The organism is Sphingomonas sp. BRN-1R (assembly GCF_057748035.1).
Genome location: NZ_CM173236.1, coordinates 2,040,691 through 2,061,181 on the forward strand (window position 1 = coordinate 2,040,691; position 20,491 = coordinate 2,061,181).

Annotated in this window: 25 protein-coding genes; 5 read left to right on the top strand and 20 right to left on the bottom strand. The window is 68.2% G+C overall.

Going from position 1 to position 20,491, the window contains the following annotated elements; all coding sequences use genetic code 11:
• Positions 1-4: 4 nt before the first annotated feature.
• The 4 genes from trmFO to AC3ANX_RS09410 form a co-directional block, all read right to left on the bottom strand.
• Positions 5-1,321, bottom strand: coding sequence for a methylenetetrahydrofolate--tRNA-(uracil(54)-C(5))-methyltransferase (FADH(2)-oxidizing) TrmFO (gene trmFO, locus AC3ANX_RS09395; RefSeq protein ID WP_488336733.1), 1,317 nt, complete (start codon positions 1,319-1,321; stop codon positions 5-7).
• Positions 1,318-1,776, bottom strand: a complete 459-nt coding sequence (locus AC3ANX_RS09400; protein WP_488336734.1) for a hypothetical protein — start codon at positions 1,774-1,776, stop codon at positions 1,318-1,320. Before AC3ANX_RS09400 ends, trmFO begins: the two co-directional genes overlap by 4 nt.
• 71 nt (positions 1,777-1,847) lie before the next feature.
• Positions 1,848-2,618: a fatty acid desaturase gene (locus AC3ANX_RS09405; RefSeq protein ID WP_488336735.1), complete on the bottom strand. Its 771-nt coding sequence runs from the start codon at positions 2,616-2,618 to the stop codon at positions 1,848-1,850.
• Between the two features lie 138 nt (positions 2,619-2,756).
• Positions 2,757-3,296 (bottom strand): GbsR/MarR family transcriptional regulator, encoded by a 540-nt coding sequence (locus AC3ANX_RS09410; protein ID WP_488336736.1) that lies wholly within the window; start codon positions 3,294-3,296, stop codon positions 2,757-2,759.
• A gap of 138 nt (positions 3,297-3,434) precedes the next feature.
• On the opposite strand from AC3ANX_RS09410, the gene AC3ANX_RS09415 reads away from it, so the two are divergent.
• Positions 3,435-4,697 carry an MFS transporter gene (locus AC3ANX_RS09415; protein WP_488336737.1) on the top strand — a complete coding sequence of 421 codons (1,263 nt, stop codon included), beginning with the start codon at positions 3,435-3,437 and terminating at the stop codon, positions 4,695-4,697.
• Here AC3ANX_RS09415 and AC3ANX_RS09420 read toward each other — a convergent pair.
• The 3 genes from AC3ANX_RS09420 to AC3ANX_RS09430 are packed head-to-tail and all read right to left on the bottom strand — an operon-like array spanning position 4,694 to position 6,928.
• Positions 4,694-5,095, bottom strand: a complete 402-nt coding sequence (locus tag AC3ANX_RS09420; RefSeq protein WP_488336738.1) for a hypothetical protein — start codon at positions 5,093-5,095, stop codon at positions 4,694-4,696. The genes AC3ANX_RS09415 and AC3ANX_RS09420 overlap by 4 nt on opposite strands.
• 16 nt (positions 5,096-5,111) lie before the next feature.
• Entirely contained in the window at positions 5,112-5,648 is a 537-nt protein-coding gene (gene rsmD / locus AC3ANX_RS09425; protein WP_488336739.1) for a 16S rRNA (guanine(966)-N(2))-methyltransferase RsmD, read from the bottom strand.
• Positions 5,648-6,928, bottom strand: coding sequence for a pseudouridine synthase (locus tag AC3ANX_RS09430; RefSeq protein WP_488336740.1), 1,281 nt, complete (start codon positions 6,926-6,928; stop codon positions 5,648-5,650). The genes rsmD and AC3ANX_RS09430 overlap by 1 nt, the downstream gene beginning before the upstream one ends.
• Positions 6,929-7,068: 140 nt before the next feature.
• Between AC3ANX_RS09430 and AC3ANX_RS09435 the strand changes: the two genes are divergently transcribed.
• The 3 genes from AC3ANX_RS09435 to AC3ANX_RS09445 all read left to right on the top strand — a co-directional run bounded on the left by AC3ANX_RS09435 (position 7,069) and on the right by AC3ANX_RS09445 (position 9,440).
• A complete protein-coding gene (locus AC3ANX_RS09435) occupies positions 7,069-7,500 on the top strand; it encodes a response regulator (protein WP_488336741.1) in 432 nt (143 codons plus the stop codon).
• An 81-nt stretch (positions 7,501-7,581) separates the two neighbouring features.
• Positions 7,582-9,264, top strand: coding sequence for an AmpG family muropeptide MFS transporter (locus tag AC3ANX_RS09440; RefSeq protein ID WP_488336742.1), 1,683 nt, complete (start codon positions 7,582-7,584; stop codon positions 9,262-9,264).
• Positions 9,261-9,440, top strand: coding sequence for a hypothetical protein (locus AC3ANX_RS09445; protein WP_488336743.1), 180 nt, complete (start codon positions 9,261-9,263; stop codon positions 9,438-9,440). The genes AC3ANX_RS09440 and AC3ANX_RS09445 overlap by 4 nt, the downstream gene beginning before the upstream one ends.
• A gap of 7 nt (positions 9,441-9,447) precedes the next feature.
• Here the strand turns inward: AC3ANX_RS09445 and AC3ANX_RS09450 are convergent, their stop codons facing one another.
• The 11 genes from AC3ANX_RS09450 to AC3ANX_RS09500 all read right to left on the bottom strand — a co-directional run bounded on the left by AC3ANX_RS09450 (position 9,448) and on the right by AC3ANX_RS09500 (position 17,932).
• On the bottom strand, positions 9,448-9,876 hold the full coding sequence (locus AC3ANX_RS09450) for a DUF6628 family protein (RefSeq protein ID WP_488336744.1): 429 nt from the start codon (positions 9,874-9,876) through the stop codon (positions 9,448-9,450).
• Positions 9,877-9,936: 60 nt separating this feature from the next.
• Positions 9,937-11,271, bottom strand: a complete 1,335-nt coding sequence (locus AC3ANX_RS09455; RefSeq protein ID WP_488336745.1) for a bifunctional folylpolyglutamate synthase/dihydrofolate synthase — start codon at positions 11,269-11,271, stop codon at positions 9,937-9,939.
• Between the two features lie 13 nt (positions 11,272-11,284).
• Positions 11,285-12,142, bottom strand: a complete 858-nt coding sequence (gene accD, locus AC3ANX_RS09460; RefSeq protein WP_488336746.1) for an acetyl-CoA carboxylase, carboxyltransferase subunit beta — start codon at positions 12,140-12,142, stop codon at positions 11,285-11,287.
• Positions 12,139-12,954 (bottom strand): tryptophan synthase subunit alpha, encoded by an 816-nt coding sequence (gene trpA / locus AC3ANX_RS09465; RefSeq protein WP_488336747.1) that lies wholly within the window; start codon positions 12,952-12,954, stop codon positions 12,139-12,141. Before trpA ends, accD begins: the two co-directional genes overlap by 4 nt.
• A 175-nt stretch (positions 12,955-13,129) precedes the next feature.
• The gene (locus AC3ANX_RS09470) at positions 13,130-13,321 is read right to left on the bottom strand and encodes a hypothetical protein (RefSeq protein WP_488336748.1); all 192 of its coding nucleotides are present in this window, start codon (positions 13,319-13,321) and stop codon (positions 13,130-13,132) included.
• 132 nt (positions 13,322-13,453) lie between these two features.
• The gene (gene trpB / locus AC3ANX_RS09475; protein ID WP_488336918.1) at positions 13,454-14,683 is read right to left on the bottom strand and encodes a tryptophan synthase subunit beta; all 1,230 of its coding nucleotides are present in this window, start codon (positions 14,681-14,683) and stop codon (positions 13,454-13,456) included.
• A gap of 131 nt (positions 14,684-14,814) precedes the next feature.
• Positions 14,815-15,453, bottom strand: a complete 639-nt coding sequence (locus AC3ANX_RS09480) for a phosphoribosylanthranilate isomerase (RefSeq protein WP_488336919.1) — start codon at positions 15,451-15,453, stop codon at positions 14,815-14,817.
• A gap of 50 nt (positions 15,454-15,503) precedes the next feature.
• Positions 15,504-15,998 (bottom strand): GNAT family N-acetyltransferase, encoded by a 495-nt coding sequence (locus tag AC3ANX_RS09485; RefSeq protein WP_488336749.1) that lies wholly within the window; start codon positions 15,996-15,998, stop codon positions 15,504-15,506.
• Positions 15,999-16,175: 177 nt separating this feature from the next.
• A complete protein-coding gene (pyrF, locus tag AC3ANX_RS09490; protein WP_488336750.1) occupies positions 16,176-16,850 on the bottom strand; it encodes an orotidine-5'-phosphate decarboxylase in 675 nt (224 codons plus the stop codon).
• Positions 16,847-17,188 carry a lipopolysaccharide assembly protein LapA domain-containing protein gene (locus AC3ANX_RS09495; protein ID WP_488336751.1) on the bottom strand — a complete coding sequence of 114 codons (342 nt, stop codon included), beginning with the start codon at positions 17,186-17,188 and terminating at the stop codon, positions 16,847-16,849. The genes pyrF and AC3ANX_RS09495 overlap by 4 nt, the downstream gene beginning before the upstream one ends.
• Before the next feature lie 48 nt (positions 17,189-17,236).
• Entirely contained in the window at positions 17,237-17,932 is a 696-nt protein-coding gene (locus AC3ANX_RS09500; RefSeq protein ID WP_488336752.1) for an endonuclease/exonuclease/phosphatase family protein, read from the bottom strand.
• Positions 17,933-18,068: 136 nt separating this feature from the next.
• Here AC3ANX_RS09500 and AC3ANX_RS09505 point away from each other — a divergent pair, with 136 nt between their 5' ends.
• The gene (locus tag AC3ANX_RS09505; protein ID WP_488336753.1) at positions 18,069-18,560 is read left to right on the top strand and encodes a flavin reductase family protein; all 492 of its coding nucleotides are present in this window, start codon (positions 18,069-18,071) and stop codon (positions 18,558-18,560) included.
• Positions 18,561-18,568: 8 nt separating this feature from the next.
• On the opposite strand, the gene AC3ANX_RS09510 is transcribed toward AC3ANX_RS09505, so the two are convergent.
• Positions 18,569-19,711: a peptidoglycan DD-metalloendopeptidase family protein gene (locus AC3ANX_RS09510; RefSeq protein ID WP_488336754.1), complete on the bottom strand. Its 1,143-nt coding sequence runs from the start codon at positions 19,709-19,711 to the stop codon at positions 18,569-18,571.
• 9 nt (positions 19,712-19,720) lie between these two features.
• Complete coding sequence (gene surE, locus AC3ANX_RS09515; RefSeq protein WP_488336755.1) at positions 19,721-20,485, bottom strand: 5'/3'-nucleotidase SurE; 765 nt, start codon at positions 20,483-20,485, stop codon at positions 19,721-19,723.
• Positions 20,486-20,491 lie beyond the last annotated feature (6 nt).

The following is a 20,491-nucleotide window of genomic DNA, read 5'->3' on the forward strand; positions in this document are numbered from 1 at the left end:
CCGGTCAGCCCTGCGCGAGCCAGCCCTGCATCGCCGTCCGCGCGCGATCGGTGTACATCTTCTTGCGGTCGGCCTTCTTGGTGCGGCCGGGGATCGGCGGCATCAGCCCGAAATTGACGTTCATCGGCTGGTAGGTCTCCGCCACCGCCGCGCCGGTGATGTGGTGGAGCAACGCACCAAGCGCGGTCTCGACCGGCGGCGGCGTCAGCGTCTCGCCGCGCAGTTCCGCGATCGCGAACCGTCCGGCCATCAGCCCGATCGCGGCGCTTTCGACATAGCCCTCGCAGCCGGTGATCTGCCCGGCGAAGCGGATGTTGGGCCGGTTCTTCAGCCGCAGCGTCGGGTCGAGCAGCTCGGGCGAGCGCAGGAACGTGTTGCGATGCAGCCCGCCCAGCCGCGCGAACTCGGCCTTTTCGAGGCCCGGGATGGTGCGGAACAGCCGAACCTGCTCGGCATGCTTCAGCTTGGTCTGAAAGCCGACGATGTTCCAGAGCGTGCCCTGCGCATTATCCTGCCGAAGCTGCACGACCGCATGCGGCCAGCGCCCGGTGCGCGGATCGTCGAGCCCGACCGGCTTCATCGGCCCGAACCGCAGCGTGTCGAGACCGCGCTCCGCCATCACCTCAATCGGCATGCAGCCTTCGAAATAGGGGGTGTCGCGCTCCCACTCCTTGAACTCGGTCTTCTCGCCGCCGATCAGCCCGGCGTGAAATGCCTCGTATTGCTCGCGGTTCATTGCGCAGTTGATGTAATCCTTGCCCTCGCCCTTGTTCCAGCGCGACTGGAACCAGGCGGTCTCCATGTCGATGCTGTCGAAATGCACGATCGGCGCGATCGCATCGAAAAAGGCGAGCGCATCGGCCCCGGTCGCGCCGGCGATGCTCGCGGCAAGACCGCTCGCGGTGAGCGGGCCGGTCGCGACGATCGTCGGCCCGTCGGGCAGCGCGTCGACGCGTTCGCGCACGATCGTCACATTGGGATGCGCCGCGATCGCCGCCGTCACGCCACCGGAAAAGCCGTCGCGATCGACCGCGAGCGCCGAACCGGCCGGCACCTTATGGATGTCCGCCTCACGCAGGATCAGCGAGCCGAGCGTGCGCATCTCCTGATGGATCAGCCCGACCGCGTTACTCGTCGCATCGTCCGAGCGGAAGCTGTTCGAGCACACCAGCTCGGCGAGCCCGTCGGTATGGTGCGCGGGCGTTGCCTCGCCCGAACCGCGCATTTCGGAAAGCTTCACGCGGAAGCCCGCTTCGGCGAGCTGCCACGCGGCCTCGGATCCGGCCAGCCCGCCGCCGATGATGTGGATGTCGTGTGTCATAGGCCGGCCTGATAGCGGGCGGCGGCGCGAAGGGCAAAGACCGCGATGTGGCGTCGCATCACCGCATGTGAGATCAGCGCACACATCACCCCGGCGCCGGCGAGTTCGGCCACCATCGGGCCGTTCTTCGGATCGGCAAGCTCGCTGCCGCCCGGGATCAGGATCATCAAGCCGCCGACGACGCCCCAGACGATCGCCCTCCGCGCTAGCGGGACATAGTGGCTCAGCAAGGTCATCGCGATCGTCCCGACCAGATTGGGGATGAACGCGAAGCAGAAGCCGACGGGAATGGTGATCCAGCCGAGGATCAGTGCGCCGAGCAGCCCTCCCACGTCGAGAACATTTGGCAGTTGCCCGGACAGAAGGGTGGCCGCGATCCGGCCCGCCGAGAAGCAGATCATGAAGACGTGTCCCGCGGCGGCGGAAGCAATCGCGGCGGCGAGCCCGATCTGCAACGGTATCCCCCGGATACGCGGCGAAGAATCCGGGCACTTCGGCGTCGCCCTCCGCTCGGCGACGAGCCTGCTCATAGTGGCCTCGCGGAGACCGCGATCCGCGCTCGTTCGGGGATCACCAGCACCGCGCGCTCGGCGAAGTCGGGTGCGTTCGTAGCGATGCGCTGCGCGAGGATACCGAGCCGCCGCACCGGGACGCCGGGAAACAGGTGATGCTCGCGGTGCAAGAACATATTGTAGCTGATCCGGTTGAGCAGGATCGAACGCTGCGTGCGTGCCTCATCGGCAGGACAATCATGGTGCGTGACCCACACCGCGAAGAAGGCGGTGAGGCATTGCGCGGCACCCATCGCCGCGATGTGGTACAGCAGGACGGGTGCCGCACTCAGCACGGCGGCGGCGATCACCCCGCCATTGAGCGTCAGGTCGACCGTCATGCGTCGCCGCAAGCCCGGACCGCCGTCACGCCAGGCAGCGTGATGCATGCGGATCGGGAACATCGGTCCGTGGAGGATCACGCCGAGCATCGTCATCTGCCCGCAGGCGCCTTCGATATCCTGCGGGGTGCCCAGGTGGCGGTGGTGGCGCAGATGGTTGAAGGCGACCGCGCTGTTGGAGCCGAGCATCATCGCGCTCAGCGCATGCAGAACCAGGCGATTGCCGCGCGTGCGAAACCCGAGATTGCCGTGGATCGCCTCATGGTTGAGCCGAAGCGCGGTGAGGAACAGCATGAAGGAGCACAGGACTGCCCCCGGCCACAGCCCGGCCGCCGCCGCAGCCCAGCTTCCCGCCAGCCATGGCAGCGGATGCGTACATTCGATCAGGCCGTCCCGCCGCCGCATCGGTGAAAGGTCGCGCCAAGGCACGCACGCTCGGACTGCTCTGCCGGACATCTGATCCATTGTCTGCCCCTTCCAATTGCAGTAGTTTCAGGAAAATCAGAAAGCTATGGTCGTGCGGACGCCGTCGCGCGCGGCGTCTCAGTCGCTCCTCGCCTTCGGAATGAACCGGGCGACCTTGCCGCCCAGCTTCATCAGCGTGACGAGCGTCGGCTTGGGCAGCACGCGCACCTGTTCGTACCACGTGCCGAGCGTGCCGATGAACTCGTGCATCCGCACCACGCGCTCGCGGACCTGCTTGGGCGCGCCAGTGTCGTTCTTCAGCCGCTCGGCCAATTCGCCGAGCAGCGCGATGGTCGGGTCGATCTCGCGTTTCTTGCGCTCCTGCACGATGCGCATCAGCATCTCCCACAGGTCGGTCTCGGCGAGGAAATGGTCGCGCCGGTCGCCCTCGACATGGACGCGACGGACGATCGCATAACCCTGCAATTCCTTAAGCGCAGTCGACACGTTGGAGCGAGCGAGGCCAAGCGCGTCGACAATCGTCTCGGCATCGAGCGGTCGGTCGGAAAGATACAGCAGCGCATGCACCTGCGCGACCGAGCGGCTGACGCCCCATTGCGTCCCCATCTCGCCCCAATGGAGGATGAACGCCTTGGCATCAGGATGATCGGTTATCATGGCTCGCTCTTTATTTCTGTAAAAGCAGAAATACCGGAACAGACGGGCGAGTCAAGCTGGTTCGGGGGTCGTCGTGGAGAAGGATGGTCGAGCGCAACGGCTTGACTCCGCTCGGCGCGGCGCGCGATGCAAACGCGCATGCCTCGCCACTCGATGACCAAGCACACGCGCGTGCTGCTCGCCAGCCTGACCGGCACCACGGTCGAGTTCTACGATTTCTACATCTACGCGACCGCCGCCTCGCTGGTCTTCGGGCCGCTGTTCTTCCCCAGCGCCGACAAGGCGGTGCAACTGCTCTCCTCCTATGCGGTGTTCGGCGTGGCGTTCATCGCGCGGCCGGTCGGCGCGGCGCTGTTCGGGCATTTCGGCGACCGGATCGGGCGCAAATCGACGCTCGTGGCAAGCCTGATGCTGATGGGTGGATCGACCGTCGCGATCGCCTTCCTGCCGACCTATGCGCAGATCGGCTGGGTCGCGCCTGCGATCCTGTGCGTGCTGCGCTTCGGGCAGGGGCTCGGGCTCGGCGGTGAATGGGGCGGGGCGTCCCTGCTCGCGGTCGAGAACGCGCCAAAGGGGTGGGAGATGCGCTACGGCATGTTCCCGCCGCTCGGCGCGCCGGTCGGGTTCGTCGCGGCGAACGGCTTTTTCCTGATCATGGGCGCGACGCTCACCGACCAGCAGTTTCTCGACTGGGGCTGGCGGCTGCCGTTCCTGACGAGCGCGGTGCTGGTGCTGCTCGGCCTCTGGGTGCGGCTCAAGCTGACCGAAACGCCCGCCTTCCTGGAGGCGGAGGCCAGACACGCAATCCTGTCGGTGCCGTTTGCGGAACTGCTGCGCGATCATTTGCGCGGCGTGTTCGCCGCGACCTTCTGCGCGACCGCGTGTTTCGCGATGTTCTACCTCGCGACCGCTTTCGCGCTCGGCTACGGCACCACCGTGCAGGGCTATGGCCGCCAGGCGTATCTCGCGATCGAGATGGCGGCGGTGCTGTTCCTCGCGCTGGGGGTGATCGTCTCGACCGTGCTGGCCGATCTCCACGGCGTGCGGCGGGTGATGGCGATCGGCTTTGCCGGCTGCGTCGTGTCGGGACTGGCGATGGCGCCGCTGCTCGGCGCACACTCGCTGTTCGTGGTGTGGCTGTGGCTGGCCGGTTCCTTGTTCGCGATGGGCTTCACCTACGGGCCGCTCGGCGGTTTCCTGCCGACCCTGTTCCCGGCCGGGGTGCGCTACACCGCAGTGAGCCTCGCGTTCAGCGCGGGTGGCATCATCGGCGGCGCGCTGACGCCGATGGGCGCGGCGGCGCTCGCCAAGGCGGATGGGCTGTGGGCGGTCGGGATGCTGCTGGTGGTCGCGGGCGCGTTGAGCCTCGCGGGGCTGGCGATGGCGCGGCGTCCAGCCTAGCGCACCGGCTCGGCGATCTTCCGCTCGATCTCTACCGCTGCCGCCCGGGCGCGGATCATCAGGAACGTGCCCGACCAGTGACCGGGGAGATCCCAGGTGCCGGAAATTTCGCTGCCGTCGCTGTCGACGGTTCCGGAGTAGAACACCGGCGTATCGACGCGCCTGATCGCGTCATAGCGTTTGACGAAGCTTACCGCGTGCCCGTGCCGCTGGCCTTCGATGAAGGCGTGAAGCGGGGTGCCTCTGTCATGGCGCGTGTCGCCAAGTTCGGACGTCTCCCCGACGATCGTGCCAAGATGATCGCGCAGTTCGGCGTCGAAATGGCCGGGCGGCATCAGACGCGGATAGTGGAAGATACCCTTCCACGCGCCACTCAGATCGAGCGTGCCAGATGACATCGGCCGAAGACTGAGCCTAACCGCGCCGCAGCAGCGTGATCCGGCCCTTGCCATAGACCCGCTCGGCATCCACCGCGAACCCGTCAACCGCCAGCGGCTCGCGCTTGGCGGTTTCGATGCTCACCAACGTCGCGTCGCTCACCCAGCCAAGCCGGGCGAGCTTGTCGAGCGCGACCGCGCCGGCGCCGCTGTCATAGGGCGGGTCCATCAGGATCACGTCGAGCGGGGCAGGGGCCGGCCCGAGCGCCATCACCGATTGCGCGCGCACGTCGGCTTTCGCACCGAGCTTGGCGATGTTGGTACGCAGCGCATCGAGCGCTGGTTTGTCCTGCTCGACGAACAGGCATGAGGCAGCACCACGCGACAGCGCTTCCAGCCCGAGTGCGCCCGATCCGGCGAACAGATCGGCGACGGCGAGCCTTTCGAAACTGCCGAGCCGGCTCGTCAACATCGAGAACAACGCCTCGCGCACCCGGTCGGCGGTGGGGCGGGTGGCTTCGCCCTTCGGCGCGATGAGCGCGCGGCCGCGCCAGTCTCCAGCGATGATGCGCATTATTTACGGGTCCGTGGCGGGCGGGGTTTGGTGGGGCGTGCGCCGCGTGGGGGCGCGGTGCGATCGGTGGGTGTGCCATCGCGCTTCGGGCGCGGGTCGGTCGCGGTGCGGCGTGCGCGAGACGTGCCTTCGCCTCGCGCCGGGGTGGTCGCGCCGGCCTTGGGTTTGGCGTCGTAGAAGCGCTTGGGCTTGACCGGCGCGGGCGCTGCGGCGCGATCCTCGGCAGGACGGCTGTCGCGTGGCGACCATGTCGATTCACGCGCCGGTCCGTTCGCGCCGGTCCGGCGCACCGTAGGCTTGCGTTGCTCGCCAATCGCCTCTCGCGGGGCAGCGGGTTTGCGCGAAGGGCGCACGTCGGCGAAGGCGGCGCGATCGGCCTTGGCGGCGGTCTCGCGGGTGATGCGCGGGCGCGCGGGTGCGCGGTCGCGAGCCGGGGCCGGACGTGCTTCGTCGCGGGTGCGGCGGCCGTCCTCGCTCTCCAATCGCATCGGCTCGGGCGAGCGCACCCGCGCCGGCTGCGGCAGATCGAGCCGGGTCGGGTTCTTGCGGAAGGAGGCGACGTCGTGCCCGCGCACCTCGCCGACCTCACCCGGCTTGAGATCGCCGAGCAGGAACGGGCCATAGCGCGTGCGGATCAGCCGCGAGACGCGAAGCCCGAGATAATCGAGCACGCGGCGCACTTCGCGGTTCTTGCCCTCGGTGAGGATCATCTCGATCCACACGTTCGCGCCCGTGCGGCGTTCGAGATTGGCGTCGATCGAGCCGTAGCGCACCCCTTCGATCTCGACGCCGTGGATCAGCTCTTCGAGTTGCTCCTGCGTGATCGGGCCATAGGCACGCGCACGATAGGCGCGTTGTACCCCGGTCGCGGGCAGTTCGAGCTGGCGCTTCAATTCGCCGTCGGTGGTGAGAAGCAACAGCCCTTCGGTGGCGAGATCGAGCCGCCCGACCGGCATCACGCGCGGCAGACCCTTGGGCAGCCGGTCGTAGATCGTCAGGCGGCCGGCGGGATCACGCTCCGTCACAAGCAGGCCGGGCGGCTTGTGATACAGGAACAGCCGCGCGGGTGCCGCCGCCTCGACCGGAGCGCCATCTACGGTCACGCCGTCGAGCGAGGCGAGCACGGTTGCGGGTGTATCGATGATCGTGCCGTCGAGCGCGACGCGCCCATCTGCGATCATGCGTTCGATTTCACGGCGCGAGGCGATGCCGGCACGGGCGAGCAGCTTGGCGATACGCTGCGGCGCGGCGGCGGCGGAAGATGGGGTAGGACGTTGCACCGCGATCCTATAGCGAATTTCCGCTTGTGCGCGCGCAAAAATTGTTGCGACGGTTTCGAGCTACGCGCGTTAAGACACGGATGCGTAACGAGGACGCGCGTCGGCGGCGGCGATGCGGCCAGGAAGGTGGATGACCGACGATGCTGTTCGGACGAAAGAAGCGGCGGATCAGTCGGTTGCTCATCGTCGAGGATGAGCCGCTGGTCGCGTTCGACACCGAACATTTCCTGCGCGAGGCCGAGTTCGAGATCGTCGGCACGGTCGATCGCGTCGCGGATGCGCTGACGGTGCTGCGCCGGCCGGAGGATGTCGATCTCGTACTGGTCGATGTGCGCCTGTCCGACGGCAACGGCATCGACGTGGCACGCGCGGCGCATGCCGCGGGCGTGCCGGCCATGTTCGTGACGGGCGAATGCCCCAACGGCGGGCGTGAGGTCGCGGCCGGCTGCCTCGCCAAGCCATATGCGCAGCGCGACCTGCTGCTCGCGATCGGCGCGATCGAGGCGGTGATCGAAGGCAAGCAGCCCAAGCGGTTGCCGCCGGGTTTTACGCTGTTCGCGACGATCGGATGATCGTTCACGCCCCGTTGCCCTGATCGCCTACGCCGCTTAGACCCGAACGACGCAGGGTGCGCAGGTGTGCGGGGGTAAAGGTTGGCGGTTGAACGACCAAAGGGCTGGCGGCTGTTCGTCGCGGCGCTCAGGACACGGAAATCGGCGTCGATGCTGGCGCTGGGCTTCTCGTCGGGGCTGCCGTTCGCGCTGCTGATCGGGACGCTCAACGCGTGGCTGGGCGAAGTCGGTATCAAGCTTGCGACGATCGGCGTGCTGTCGTGGATCGGGCTCGCCACCGCGTTCAAGTTCCTCTGGTCGCCGCTGGTCGATCGGGTGCGACTGCCGCTGCTCGGCAGGCTCGGGCGGCGCAAGGGCTGGATCGTGTTGTGCCAGGCGTTCATTATCGTCGCGCTGCTCGGTCTGGTGGCGACCGACCCGACCGTTCACATCGCCCGCTTCGCCGCCTTCGCGTTCCTGGGGGCGGTCAGCTTCGCGACGCAGGACATCGCGATCGACGGGTGGCGGATCGACGTCGCCGATGCGGACACGCCGGTCGAGCTGCTCTCCGCGATCAACCAGCTCGGTTATCGCGTCGCGAGCATCATCGGCGGGGCTGTCGCGCTCTACATGGCCTCGCGCATGTCGTGGCCGACCGTCTATCTCGTCATGGCCGGTATCATGGCGCTGATGCTGGTGCTCGCGCTTACCGCGCCCGACACGCAGCGCCCGCGTGATGCCGCGGTAAGCGCGCTCGCCGCGCCGGGCGAGGTGCGGCCGGGCCTGCGCGCGATCGCGCTGCTGATCGTCGGCGGAAGCTGGGCGTGGGCGATCGTGACACTGGTTTCGTTCATGATCTCGATGCTGGCCGAGACGCCGCCGGGTGCGCCCAAACCTTCGCCGGGCGATTTCCTCAAACTGTACGGGCCGCTGATCGTCGTCGCGACCGTGCTGGTGCCGCTTGCCGTCGCGGGCTGGGTGAACTGGCTGAAGGCGCGTGGACGCGGTGTGCAGGCGGTCGCGGACGCGACCGTTTCGTCAGCGCGGACGGCGGCGAACCACCTGTACGGCGCGTTGATCGCGCCGCTCGCCGATCTCGCGCAGCGGCTCGGCTGGGGCGTGCTGATCGTGATCGGGCTGATCCTTACCTACGCCTTGTGCTACAACGTTTGGGCGTCGTTCGCGTACCCGTTCTACCTGGACTTCCTGCACTACACCAAGGACGAGGTGGCGTTCGCGTCCAAGGTGTTCGGCATCGTGATGTCGATCATCGGCGTCAGCCTCGGCGGCTATCTGTTCGTCAAGATCGGGCGCTTCCCGACCGTGCTGATCGGCGCGATTTTGCCCATCTTCGGCAACTTCCTCTACGCCGATCTCGCCGATGGCGCGCCGTATATCGATCTGGTGCTCGGCACGCTCCGCCTCGACCAGCTCGCCCTCGTGCTTGGCAGCGATGAACGCATGGCGCGGCTGCTGCTGACGATCTGCTACGAGAACATCTCGACCGGTCTCGCGCTGGCGGCGTTCGTCGCTTACCTGTCCAGCATCGTCAGCAAGCAGTTCGCCGCCGTGCAATATGCGGTGTTGTCGTCGCTCACCTTCCTGATCGGGTCGCTCGGGCGCGGTGTGGCGGGCGAACTGTTTGACACGCTCGGCTATGCGACGGTGTTCCGCTACGTCGCGGCAGTCGGGCTGCTGGCGATCGTGTTCGTGTTGCTCGAATGGTGGCGTGCCACGCGCGTTGCCCGTGTGGCGGAGCCGGGCGGGACGGGGGAGACGGCTTGAGCGGCTGGACTCCGTTCCTGTATCTAGCAAGCGCGGGAATTGGACTGCGGCTGCTGTTCACGGTGCTTGGCCGTTGGCTCAAGCCGCAGCAATCGCAATTGCCTGTAGTGCGTGATCGCTCGCGAGCAGACGACCTGCCGCCAAGGCCGCCGCTGGGCGATTATCGCGGCGAATAACGGCGGATCATCCCCGCCCGATCGGCCGACCCGCATCGGCGAACGCCGCCGCCACCGCCGTCGCGCTGGCCAGCACGCCGTCGACCTGCCGCACGCCAAGCAAATCCGCGAGCAGCAGCCCCGCCATCGCGGGTTCTCGCTCGGCGCGAGTGAGGATCGTCAGCATCGCGACTTCCGCATGCGTGATGCGCGTGAAGCAGCACGGCGCGATGGCGATGCTGACGCTCGTCTGCGTCGCGACGTCGGCCATCAGCGCACGCATCAGCACCAGGGGCCGGCGGTAGCCCTTGCCGAACGCGCGCAGCATCGCGTGGGCGGTGGCGGCGTCGTTCAGGCCGTGCGCGCCCATGCGCCGGAAGGCGAACAGGAACAGGCGCGCATGGTCGCACGTGGGCATTTCGTGCGTCAATGTGCTGGTGGTCGGGGCGATCGTCATCAACTGCTCTCCTGCAACAAGGAGCAGACTGACAATTCCGCTATTGCAAGTCAATCGCAATTAGTCGGGCGGCTGATCGTTGGCGCGCAGCACCTCTCCGGCGAGATACAGCGAGCCGAGCACCAGCACGATCGGTGGCTCGGCCGGATCGGCGATCTGGGCGATATCGGCGAGCGCTTCGGCGACGTCATCCGCGCGGTGTGCGGCGATGCCGAGCGTACGCGCGACACTGGCGAGTGTGGCCGGCGCGTGATGCTCGTGGTCGGGCACCGGCACAGCGTACATGGTATTGGCGAGCCCCGCGAAGGGCGCGAGCAGACCGGCCGGGTCTTTGTTCGACAGCATGCCCAGGATCAGATGCACTTCCGCCCGCCCTGTGCCGGGATGCGCGATGTGTTCGAGAGTCGCTGCGATCGCGCCGGCGGCAGCGGGGTTGTGCCCGCCGTCGAGCCAAAGCTGGCTCCCCGGCGGCAGCAGCTCGACCAGTGGGCCGCCCGCGAGTCGCTGCATCCGCGCCGGCCAGACGGTGCGCTCGGCGGCGGCATGGAGCGCTTCGACCGGCACCGGCAGCACGTTCTGGTGCCGCAGCATCGCGGTGGCGAGCGCGAGGTTGCCGGGCTGGTGCGGTCCCGCCATGCGTGGCAGCGGGAGGGTCAGCACGCCATCGGAATCCTGATAGCTCAGCTGCTCGCCGACGCTGAAGCGCCAGTCGCGGCCTAGCGCGAAGATCGACGCACCGGCGCGCGTCGCGACCGCTCCGACCCGGTCGCTCACGTCCGGCGTGTAGGCCATCGTCACCAGCGGCACCTCGGGCTTGGCGATCCCGGCCTTTTCGGCCGCAATGTCCTCGGCCGTATCACCGAGGAACGCCTGATGATCGATGCCGAGTTGGGCGATGCCGGTGACGGCGGGCGCAGGGATTACGTTGGTCGCGTCGAGACGACCGCCCAGACCCACCTCAATGATGCAGGCATCGGCAGGCGTGCGCGAAAAGGCGAGGAAGGCGGCGGCGGTGGTGATTTCGAAAAAGCTCGCGCCGATGCCCTCGGCCTGATCGAGCACTTCCTCCAGCAACCCAGCAAGCGCCTCGTCCGCGATCAGCGTGCCGGCGACGCGAATCCGTTCGTTGAAGCGCACCAGATGCGGGCTGGTATAGACGTGCGCGGTAAAGCCAGCCGCCTCGATCGCCGCACGTAGGAAGGCGCAGGTCGAACCCTTGCCGTTGGTGCCGGCGACGTGGAAGACCGGCGGCAGGCGCAGGTGCGGATCGCCGAGCCGCGCGAGCAGCGTCGTGATCCTCTCCAGCCCGAGGATATCCGCACCCGGTGACAACGCCCAGAGCCGGTCGAGCTGCGCCTGCACGGCGGGTGCGGAGGAGGTGGCGCTATCCGACATGACCTCGTCCGGGTTACGCCGCAGCCCTGGCACCGAGGAAATCGACCACGCTCGCCAGCGCGGCGCGCATGTCCTTGCGATGTTTGACCATGTCGAGCATGCCGTGTTCGAGCAGATATTCCGCGCGCTGGAACCCCTCGGGCAGCTTCTCGCGGATGGTCTGTTCGATCACGCGCTGGCCCGCGAAGCCGATCAGCGCACCCGGCTCGGCGATCTGCACGTCGCCCAGCATCGCATAGCTCGCCGTCACGCCGCCGGTGGTCGGATCCGTCAGCACCGCGATATAGGGCAGGCCGGCGTCATGCAGCATCTGGATCGCCACGGTCGAACGCGGCATCTGCATCAGGCTGAGAATGCCCTCCTGCATGCGCGCGCCGCCGGCCGCGGTGAAGATGATGTACGGGCACTTCTCCGCGATCGCCGCCTCGACGCCGCGGATGAACGCCTCGCCAACCGCGAGCCCCATCGACCCGCCCATGAAGGCGAAATCCTGCACGCCGACCACGACCTTCAGCCCCTCGATCTTGCCCTTGGCGGTGGCGAGCGCATCGGTTTCCTCGGTCGCGGCGCGCGCCGCCTTGATGCGATCGCTATAGCGTTTGGTGTCGCGGAACTTGAGCGGGTCTTCCGGCACCTTGGGCATCGGCAGCATCGTATAGCCCGGATCGAGCGTATATTCGAAGCGCAGCGCCGGCCCGATCCGCTCGTGGAAATCGCAATGCGGGCAGACGTGGAGGTTCTCCTCCAGCTCCTTGACGAACACCATCTGCCCGCAGCCCTTGCACTTGTGCCACAGGTTGTCGGTGCTCGTGTCCTCCTTCTTCGGAACGACGAGCGAGAGGGCGTTACGGACGTTGCTGAGCCAGCTCATGCGGCGATTTCCTGACGGGCCGACGCGACGGCGGCGGCGAGGGAGGCGATATAGGTGCGGACCGGCCCAGGTGCATCGGCGCCATACTGCCCGACCAGTTCGACGATCGCCGAGCCGACCACCACGCCATCGGCGACGCGCGCCACGGCGGCGGCCTGTTCGGGGGTGCGGATGCCGAAACCGACCGCGACCGGCAGATCGGTCGACGCCTTCAACCGCGCGACGGCGTCTTCGATCGAGCCCTGCGCGGCCTGCTGCTTGCCGGTGATGCCGGCGACCGAGACGTAGTAGAGGAACCCGCTCGCGCCATCGAGCACCTGCGGCAGCCGTGCGGCATCGGTGGTGGGAGTGGCGAGGCGGATCAGGTCGATACCCGCCGCGCGCAGGGCGGGGCCGAGTTCGGCATCTTCCTCGGGCGGGATGTCGACGCAGATCACGCCGCTCACGCCTGCATCGGCGGCGGCTTGCGCGAACCAGTCGGGCCCACGCACCGTCATCGGATTGGCATAGCCCATCAGCACCAGCGGCACGTCCGGATGGCGCGCGCGGAAGCTGCGGGCGATAGCGAGCACGTCCGCCGTTTTCGTGCCAGCGGCGAAGCTGCGGAGATTGGCGGCCTGGATCGCAGGGCCATCCGCCATCGGATCGGTGAACGGCATGCCAAGTTCGATCACGTCCGCGCCGCCTGCGACAATCGCGTCGAGAATAGCAGGCGTGGCGGCGGGCGACGGATCGCCGGCGGTGACGAACGCGACAAGCGCGGGGCGGCCCTTCGCAAAGGCACCGGCAAGCGGAGTGATACGCGGAATCATGCCGCGCGCTTCACCACGAACCTTGCGCGAGTGCAAGCTGGCGACGCGCAGTTTGATGGCGCGCGTTGATCCGCTGCTTCACCGTCACCCCAGCGCAAGCTGGAGTCTCGCTGTTTGCAAGCGTGACACCCGCCCCATAGAGACCCCAGCTTGCGCTGGGTGACGGGTGGAGAGGTTAGCGCGCCTCGGCCTGCGTCGTCAGCGTTTCGAGCAGGCGCGGGCCGTAGCAGGTCGCAACCGCACCGATCAGCGCGACGAGGAACGAACACAGCTGATCGGGCGCGCCGAACCTGCGCGCCACCAGCGTCACCGCCGCAGCCGCCGTCAGCGCGAAGCACGCGACCACCACCCAACCCAGATATTTCATGCCGCCACCCACGCTCGATCCTGCTGATGTCGCCTATCGGTCCCGCACGGGAACCAACGGCTTCGTCATGCATTATAGCTGGTTATCCTGCGACCGGGTTAACCTTTCGGCACGGTTCGGCGCGCGTTCGGCTCAGATCGCCACGCCGAGCGCGTCGGCCACGGTGAAGATGTCCTTGTCGCCGCGCCCGCACAGATTGGCGAGGATGATGCTGTCGCGCGGCATCTCGCGCGCGCGCTTCGCCACCGCCGCGATCGCGTGGCTCGGTTCGAGCGCGGGGATGATGCCCTCGGTCCGGCACAGAAGCTGGAACGCGTCGAGCGCCTCGGTATCGGTGATCGCGGTATATTCGACGCGGCCGATCGAATGGAGCCAGCTATGTTCCGGCCCGATGCCGGGATAGTCCAGCCCGGCCGAGATCGAATGCGCCTCGGTGATCTGGCCGTCCTCGTCCTGCAACAGATAGGTCTTGTTGCCGTGGAGGATGCCGGGCGCACCGCCGGCCAGCGAGGCCGCGTGTTCCTTGTCCAGCCCGCGCCCGGCCGCTTCCACGCCGAGCATCATCACATCGCCATCGTCGAGGAACGGGTGGAACAGCCCGATCGCGTTCGATCCGCCGCCGATCGCCGCCACCAGCAGGTCGGGCAGGCGGTCGATACGCGACAGCATCTGCGCGCGCGCTTCCTTGCCGATCACGCTTTGAAAATCGCGGACCAGTTCGGGATAGGGATGCGGGCCGGCGGCAGTGCCGATGATATAGAAGGTGTCGTGGACATTCGCGACCCAGTCGCGCAGCCCCTCGTTCATCGCATCCTTCAGCGAGGCCGAGCCGCTCGTCACCGCACGCACCTCCGCGCCGAGCAGTTTCATGCGGAACACGTTGGGCGCCTGCCGCTCGATATCCTTCGCGCCCATGTAGATCACGCACGGCAGCCCGAAGCGCGCGCACACCGTCGCGGTGGCGACGCCGTGCTGGCCCGCGCCCGTCTCGGCGATGATGCGCGTCTTGCCCATTCGCATCGCCAGCAGGATCTGGCCGATGCAATTGTTGATCTTGTGCGCGCCGGTGTGGTTGAGTTCGTCGCGCTTGAACCAGACTTGCGCGCCGTTCCCCTCGGGCGCGCTTTCACGCAGCGCCTCGGTCAGCCGCTCGGCGAAATAGAGTGGTGAGGGGCGGCCGACATAATGTTCGAGCAGATCGTCGAACTGCGCCTGAAACGCCGGATCGGCCTTCGCGGCGCGATAGGCGGTGTCGAGTTCGAGGATCAGCGGCATCAGCGTCTCGGCGACGTAGCGGCCGCCGAAAGCACCGAAGTGGCCGTGGTCGTCGGGCTGGGTGCGGAAGGAGTTGGGCGCGTTCATGCGAACGGCCTTAAAGCGGCCGGTGCGCGCTGTCACGCCCCCGTCACCCCGGCGCAGGCCGGGGCCGCTGCACGTCTTGGCCAGCCGGTTGCCCGAAAACGCGGCGGCCCCGGCCTGCGCCGGGGCGACGGTCATGCGGCTCGGACAGCTTCGAGAAACGCGGCGATCTTGCCCGCGTCCTTCACGCCCGGTGCGCTCTCCACGCCTGACGACACGTCGACCAACGGCGCGCCCGTCCGCGTGATCGCCTCGCGCACGTTGGCGGGATCGAGCCCGCCCGACAGCGCCCACGGCAAGGGATGCGCAAAGCCGTCGAGCAGCCCCCAGTCGAAGCGCAGCCCCATGCCCCCCGGCAGCGCCGCACCCGGCGGCGTCTTGGCGTCATACAGGATGCGATCGGCCGCGCCCGCATAGCCGGCGGCGGCGGCGAGATCGGCGCGGGTGCGCACCGCGACGGCGGCCCAGATCTCGCGACCGGTCCGCGCGCGGATCGCGGCGGCGCGCGCGGGCGCGGTTTTGTGGAGTTGCAGCACGTCGAGCCGCCCCGCGTCGATCACCGCATCGAGCAGCGCGTCGTCTGGATCGACGAACACACCGACGCGCGACACCTGCGCCGGCACGCGCGCGGCGAGCTGAGCGGCGAGATCGCGCGTCAGGTTGCGGGGCGAGGGCGCGAAGAACACGAAACCGACATGGCTCGCACCACCTTTGATCGCGGCGTCGAGCGTGTCGGGCGTGGAGAGGCCGCAGATCTTGGCGGTGGTGCGCATCGCCTGCCCTTCGCCGAGTTGGGCGGCGCTGTCCATCCCGGCGCGCGCGTTCAGAGCGCCTTCGCCAGCACCGTCATGAACAGCGGCGGCTCGACCGCAATCGGGAAGTCGCGCCGTTCGCCGGTGCGGACATAGCCGCGCCGCTCGTAATAGGCGATCAGTTCGGCGCGCTTCTCGATCACCGTCATCTCGATCGTGTGCGCGGCATATGTGTCGCGCGCATAGTCCTCCGCAGCGGCGATCAGGCGCCGGCCAAGCCCGGCCGCCTGCAAGCGCGGCTCGATGCACAACAGGCCGAGATAAGCAGTGCCGCCGCCGTGATCGCTGACCTGAACGCAGCCGATCGGCACATCGCCATCCAGCGCGACGAGCAGTCGCGTCGTCGGATCGGCGAGGATCGCGGCGAGCGCGTCGAGATCGGTCCGCGTCCCGTCGAGCAGGTCGGCCTCATGCGTCCAGCCGGCGCGCGCTTCATTGCCGCGATAGGCGCGTTCGATCACCGGATGCAGGCCGGGCAGATCGGCGGAGGTGGCGGGGCGGATCATGCGGTGCGGCCTGTTGTTGGTTTATTGAACGTGTGGGTGTTCGACCGGGAGCGCCCGGGTGATCTGTGTGCCGGCGCGCGTCGCGGGCAAAGCCCGCGCCGTCGGTCGCCGCTGTGGCGGCGCCGGCCGGACGCGCCTTGAGCCGCGATGCAGCTTTGCTGCATCTTGGCCGGCGCGTCAGAGTGTTGCGCCGATCGCCCGGGCCGCCGCATCGGGGTCGCTCGCCGCGGTGATCGGTCGGCCGATCACCAGGATCGACGCGCCCGCATCGAGCGCGGCGCGCGGGGTGACGACGCGCTTCTGGTCGCCGACCTCGCCGTTGGCTGGGCGCACGCCGGGAACGACGAAGAAACCCTTCGGCCACAGCTTGTGCGCCGCCGCGACCTCCTCGCCCGAGCAGACCACGCCGTCCACGCCTGCCTCGCACGCCAGTTCGGTCAGCCGCAGCACCTGCTTGGCGGGGGCATCCGGGCAGCCGATCGAGCGCAGATCGCCCGCGTCGAGGCTGGTCAGCGTCGTCACCGCGACGACCTTGGTGCCGAGCGGGGCGGCCGCCTTGGCATCCTCCAGCATCGCGCGACCGCCCGCCGCATGCACGGTCAGGATCGCCGGATCGAGCCCGCGCAGCGCCTGGATCGCCTTGGCGACAGTGTTGGGAATGTCGTGCAGCTTGAGATCGAGGAAGATCGGCAGGCCGAGATCGTGCATCTCCATCACGCCGTGGCGGCCGTTCGCCATGAAGAACTCAAGCCCGAGCTTGATGCCGCCGACATGGTGGCGCACGCGCTGCGCGATGCCCTTGGCGCGCGCCATGTCGGGGGTGTCGAGCGCGACGAAAATGCGGTTGGTCACGGGCGCGTCTCCGGCGCTTCGGCGTGGATCGCGACCGGCACGCTCTCGGTAAGCACCGGCGTCGCGATCACCGGCGCAGGGGCGATCACCTCGCGCAGCGTCGCGATCGTGCGCTCGGACGTGGCGAGCCGGCTGCGTAGCCGCCAGCGCGCGGCATGGTGGAAGGCGAACATCGGCAGCAGCCCGCACAGGAAGGTGATGAGCAGCAGCAGCGGCAGGTTGATCTCCGCGATCAGCCCCCCCCACAGGTTGACCGGCACCGTCGTCCAGTTGTTGCGCGTGAACATCGCCGCGACGAACGCGAGGAGGCACCAGAACAAGGTCTTGAGGAACTGCATGGCCGTAACGATTAGACCGCTTTGCCGGCCATTGCCAGTGGCGTGCGGTCAGGCCGGCTCCAGCACCGCCCAGATCGGCAGATGGTCCGAGGCGCGCCGCGCGGTCGCGCTGCAATGCACGCCGCATTCCACCACATGCAGATCGCGCGATGCCATGATCCGGTCCAGCCGCCCGATCGGGCGGCGCGCGTGGAAGCTGGGGCCGGTCGGCGCACTGGGATAGCGCGCGCAGAAATCGCGCAGGCAACCGCCGTTCGGCGTCCATTCGTTGAGATCGCCCATCAGCACTGCCGGCATCTTGCGCGTGCTCGATTCGACGTGCGCGATGATGGTGTGCGCCTGCCGCCTGCGCCACAGCCCCGACAGGTCCAGATGCATGCCCACCACGCGGATCGCCTGATCGCCGACGCGCAGATCGGCCGAGACCGCGCCGCGCGGTTCCAGCGCGGGGAGGTGGATCGTTTCGTGATCCAGCACCTGCGCGGTCTTGCGGACGAGGATCGCATTGCCATGCCAGCCCATGCTCGCGGTGTTGCGACCGAACGGCACCGCCTGCCAGCCGCCATGCTCCTCGAGCAGATGTTGCGGGATGACGCGCGTCTTCGTGCCGTAGCGGCGATCGCACTCCTGAAGCGCGATGATGTCCGCATCGATCTCACACAGCACGTCGAGGATACGGCGCGGGTCGCGCTGCCGGTCGAGCCCGACGCCCTTGTGCATGTTGTAGCTGGCGACTTTAATCATGTTCGCTGGCGCCAACGCTCCGCGATGCGAATTGGTGCCGTGATCGCAACGATATCCGCCCCGGCTCTGCGAAAGGGATTGATCGGCGCAAGCAGCATGCGCATGCGGGACCGCACGCAGCCAGGGAGTCGACGCGGTGAGCACGAGTTTCGATAACGCCACCTTCCGCCGGGTGCTCGGTCACTATCCGACCGGCGTCTGCGTCGTGACCGCAGTCGAGGCGGACGGGGCGCCGACCGGGATGGTGGTAGGCTCGTTCACGTCGGTGTCGCTCGAACCGCCTTTGGTCGCGTTCTTTCCCGATCGCGGCTCGTCGAGCTGGCCGCGCATCGCCGCCGTCGGGAAATTCTGCGTCAACGTGCTGGCGGCCGATCAGGAGGCGCTGTGCCGCCAGTTCGCCAAACGCGGCGCCGACAAATTCGCCGGCGTGTCGCACCGCCATTCGGCAAACGGCTCGCCGATCCTCGACGGCGTGGTCGCGTGGATCGACTGCAACCTCGACGCCGTGCACGAGGCGGGCGATCACTTCATCGTGCTTGGCCGCGTCGTGGCGCTGGAGGTGGAGGAGCCCGGCGCGCCGCTCCTGTTCTTCCAGGGCAATTACGGCGCGTTCTCGCTGCTGGGCTGACCCTTCGATTATAATGGCGGGAGTTGCGCCATCGGATCGACCGGCGCGCGGCCCTTGCGCATCTCGAAGTGCAGCTCGGGCCGATCGGCAAGGCCCGAGTCGCCCGAGAGCGCGATCGTCTGCCCGCGTTTGACGGACTGGCCACGCTGGACGAGCAACTGGCTGGCATGACCATAGACCGTCGTCCAGCCGTCGCCATGCTTGATGATGACGAGCCCGCCCAGCGTCGGCACCTCGCTGCCCGCATAAGCGACCACACCGTCCGCAGCGGCGAGGACGGGCGTGCCGGTCGGCACCGCGATCTTGATGCCGTTGAACCGCTCGCCGCTGGCGCCGCTCGGGCCGAAGCGGGCGACGATGCGGCCGTGCATCTGCACGGGCCAGCCGAACGCACCGCGCAACCGTCCGGGGGAGGCGACCGCCTCGGTCGAACCGAGCACACGGCGCGGCGAGCTGGACGGGCGCGCGGGGCGCTGGTTGCTCGCGAGCGCCGGCTCGCTGCCGGTGACGATATCGTCGACGTCGAGGCGGAAGGCGGCGGCACGTTCGGCCGCGCTGCTCACGCCCGGCGCTGCATCCGGGATCAGCACACGCATGCCGACGCGCAGCGTATAGGGTTCGCTCAAACCGTTGGCGGTGACGATGCGCGACCAGTCGACGCCGTAGGCGCGCGCGATGGCGATGCCCGTCTCGCCCGAGCGGACCAGATGATAGCGGCCGGCGGGGATGCTCAGCCGCTGCCCGGCGCGGATCACGAACGGCGCGGTCAGCCCGTTGGCGCGTGCGATCGCCTCCGAACCCGCGCCGGTCTTATCACCTACCGCGCGCAGCGTATCTCCCGGCCGCACGACGTAGCTGGTCGCGTCGATCCGCCGCCCATCGGCGGCGACAGGGCGCGCCTGCCACGCCGGCGGCGGCGCGGGGAGGGCGGCGACGCCCTCGTCGATGCGGTGCGGCTCGTAGCGTGGTTCGTCGCGCGCGGGATAGGGCGGCGGCGGTGCGTCGCGGCGGCTCGGTGCCTGCTGGCGGGGGCGGTAGCGTGAGGTGTCGGGATCAGGCCCGCCGACTTGCGGAATGCATGCGGCCAGCGCCGGCACCAGAACGACCAGTGGCACCATGTTGCGCGCGGCAAGACCTCGAAAAACCCCCATTACCCACCCTTATAGGAACTTTTCGCTAAGCATAACGAGCGACGGGCGATGTGTCAGGTCGAGATGCAGCGGCGTGACGGTGATGTAGCCCTGCTCGATCGCCTCGAGATCGGTCGCCGCCGCCGGGGTGTGCGGCACCTGTCCGAGCAGCAGCCAATAATAGTCGTAGCCGCGCGGATCGGTGCGCCGGTCGAGTTGCAGCCGCCCATAATCGCGCAAACCCTGCGAGACGACGCGCACGCCCTGCACCGCGTCGGCGGCAACCGGCGGAAAATTGACGTTGATGAGCATGCCCGGCACCGCAGGCGTGTCGATCAACGTGCGCAGCACGCGCTCGCCCCACGCCTCGGCCGCCTCGAACGTCACCGCGTCACCCATGCCGCGCCCGGCATAGCGCTGGCTGAGCGCGATCGAGCGGATGCCGGCGTGCGCACCTTCCATCGCGGCGGCGACCGTGCCCGAATAGCTGACGTCCTCGCCGAGGTTCGCGCCGCGATTGACGCCGGAGAGGATGAGGTCGGGCTTTGCGTCCTTCATCACCTCGGCGAGTGCGATCATCACCGCGTCGGTCGGCGTGCCGGTGACGGCCCAGCGCTTCTCCCCAAACTGGCGGAGCCGCACCGGCTCGGTCAGCGTGAGCGAGCGGCCCTTGCCCGATTGCTCGGTGATCGGCGCGACGACCGTGACATCGTCGGACAGCGTTCGCGCGAGTGTCTCGAGCACTGCGAGGCCGGGCGCGTGAATGCCGTCATCGTTGGAAAGGAGAATGCGCATCAGGCC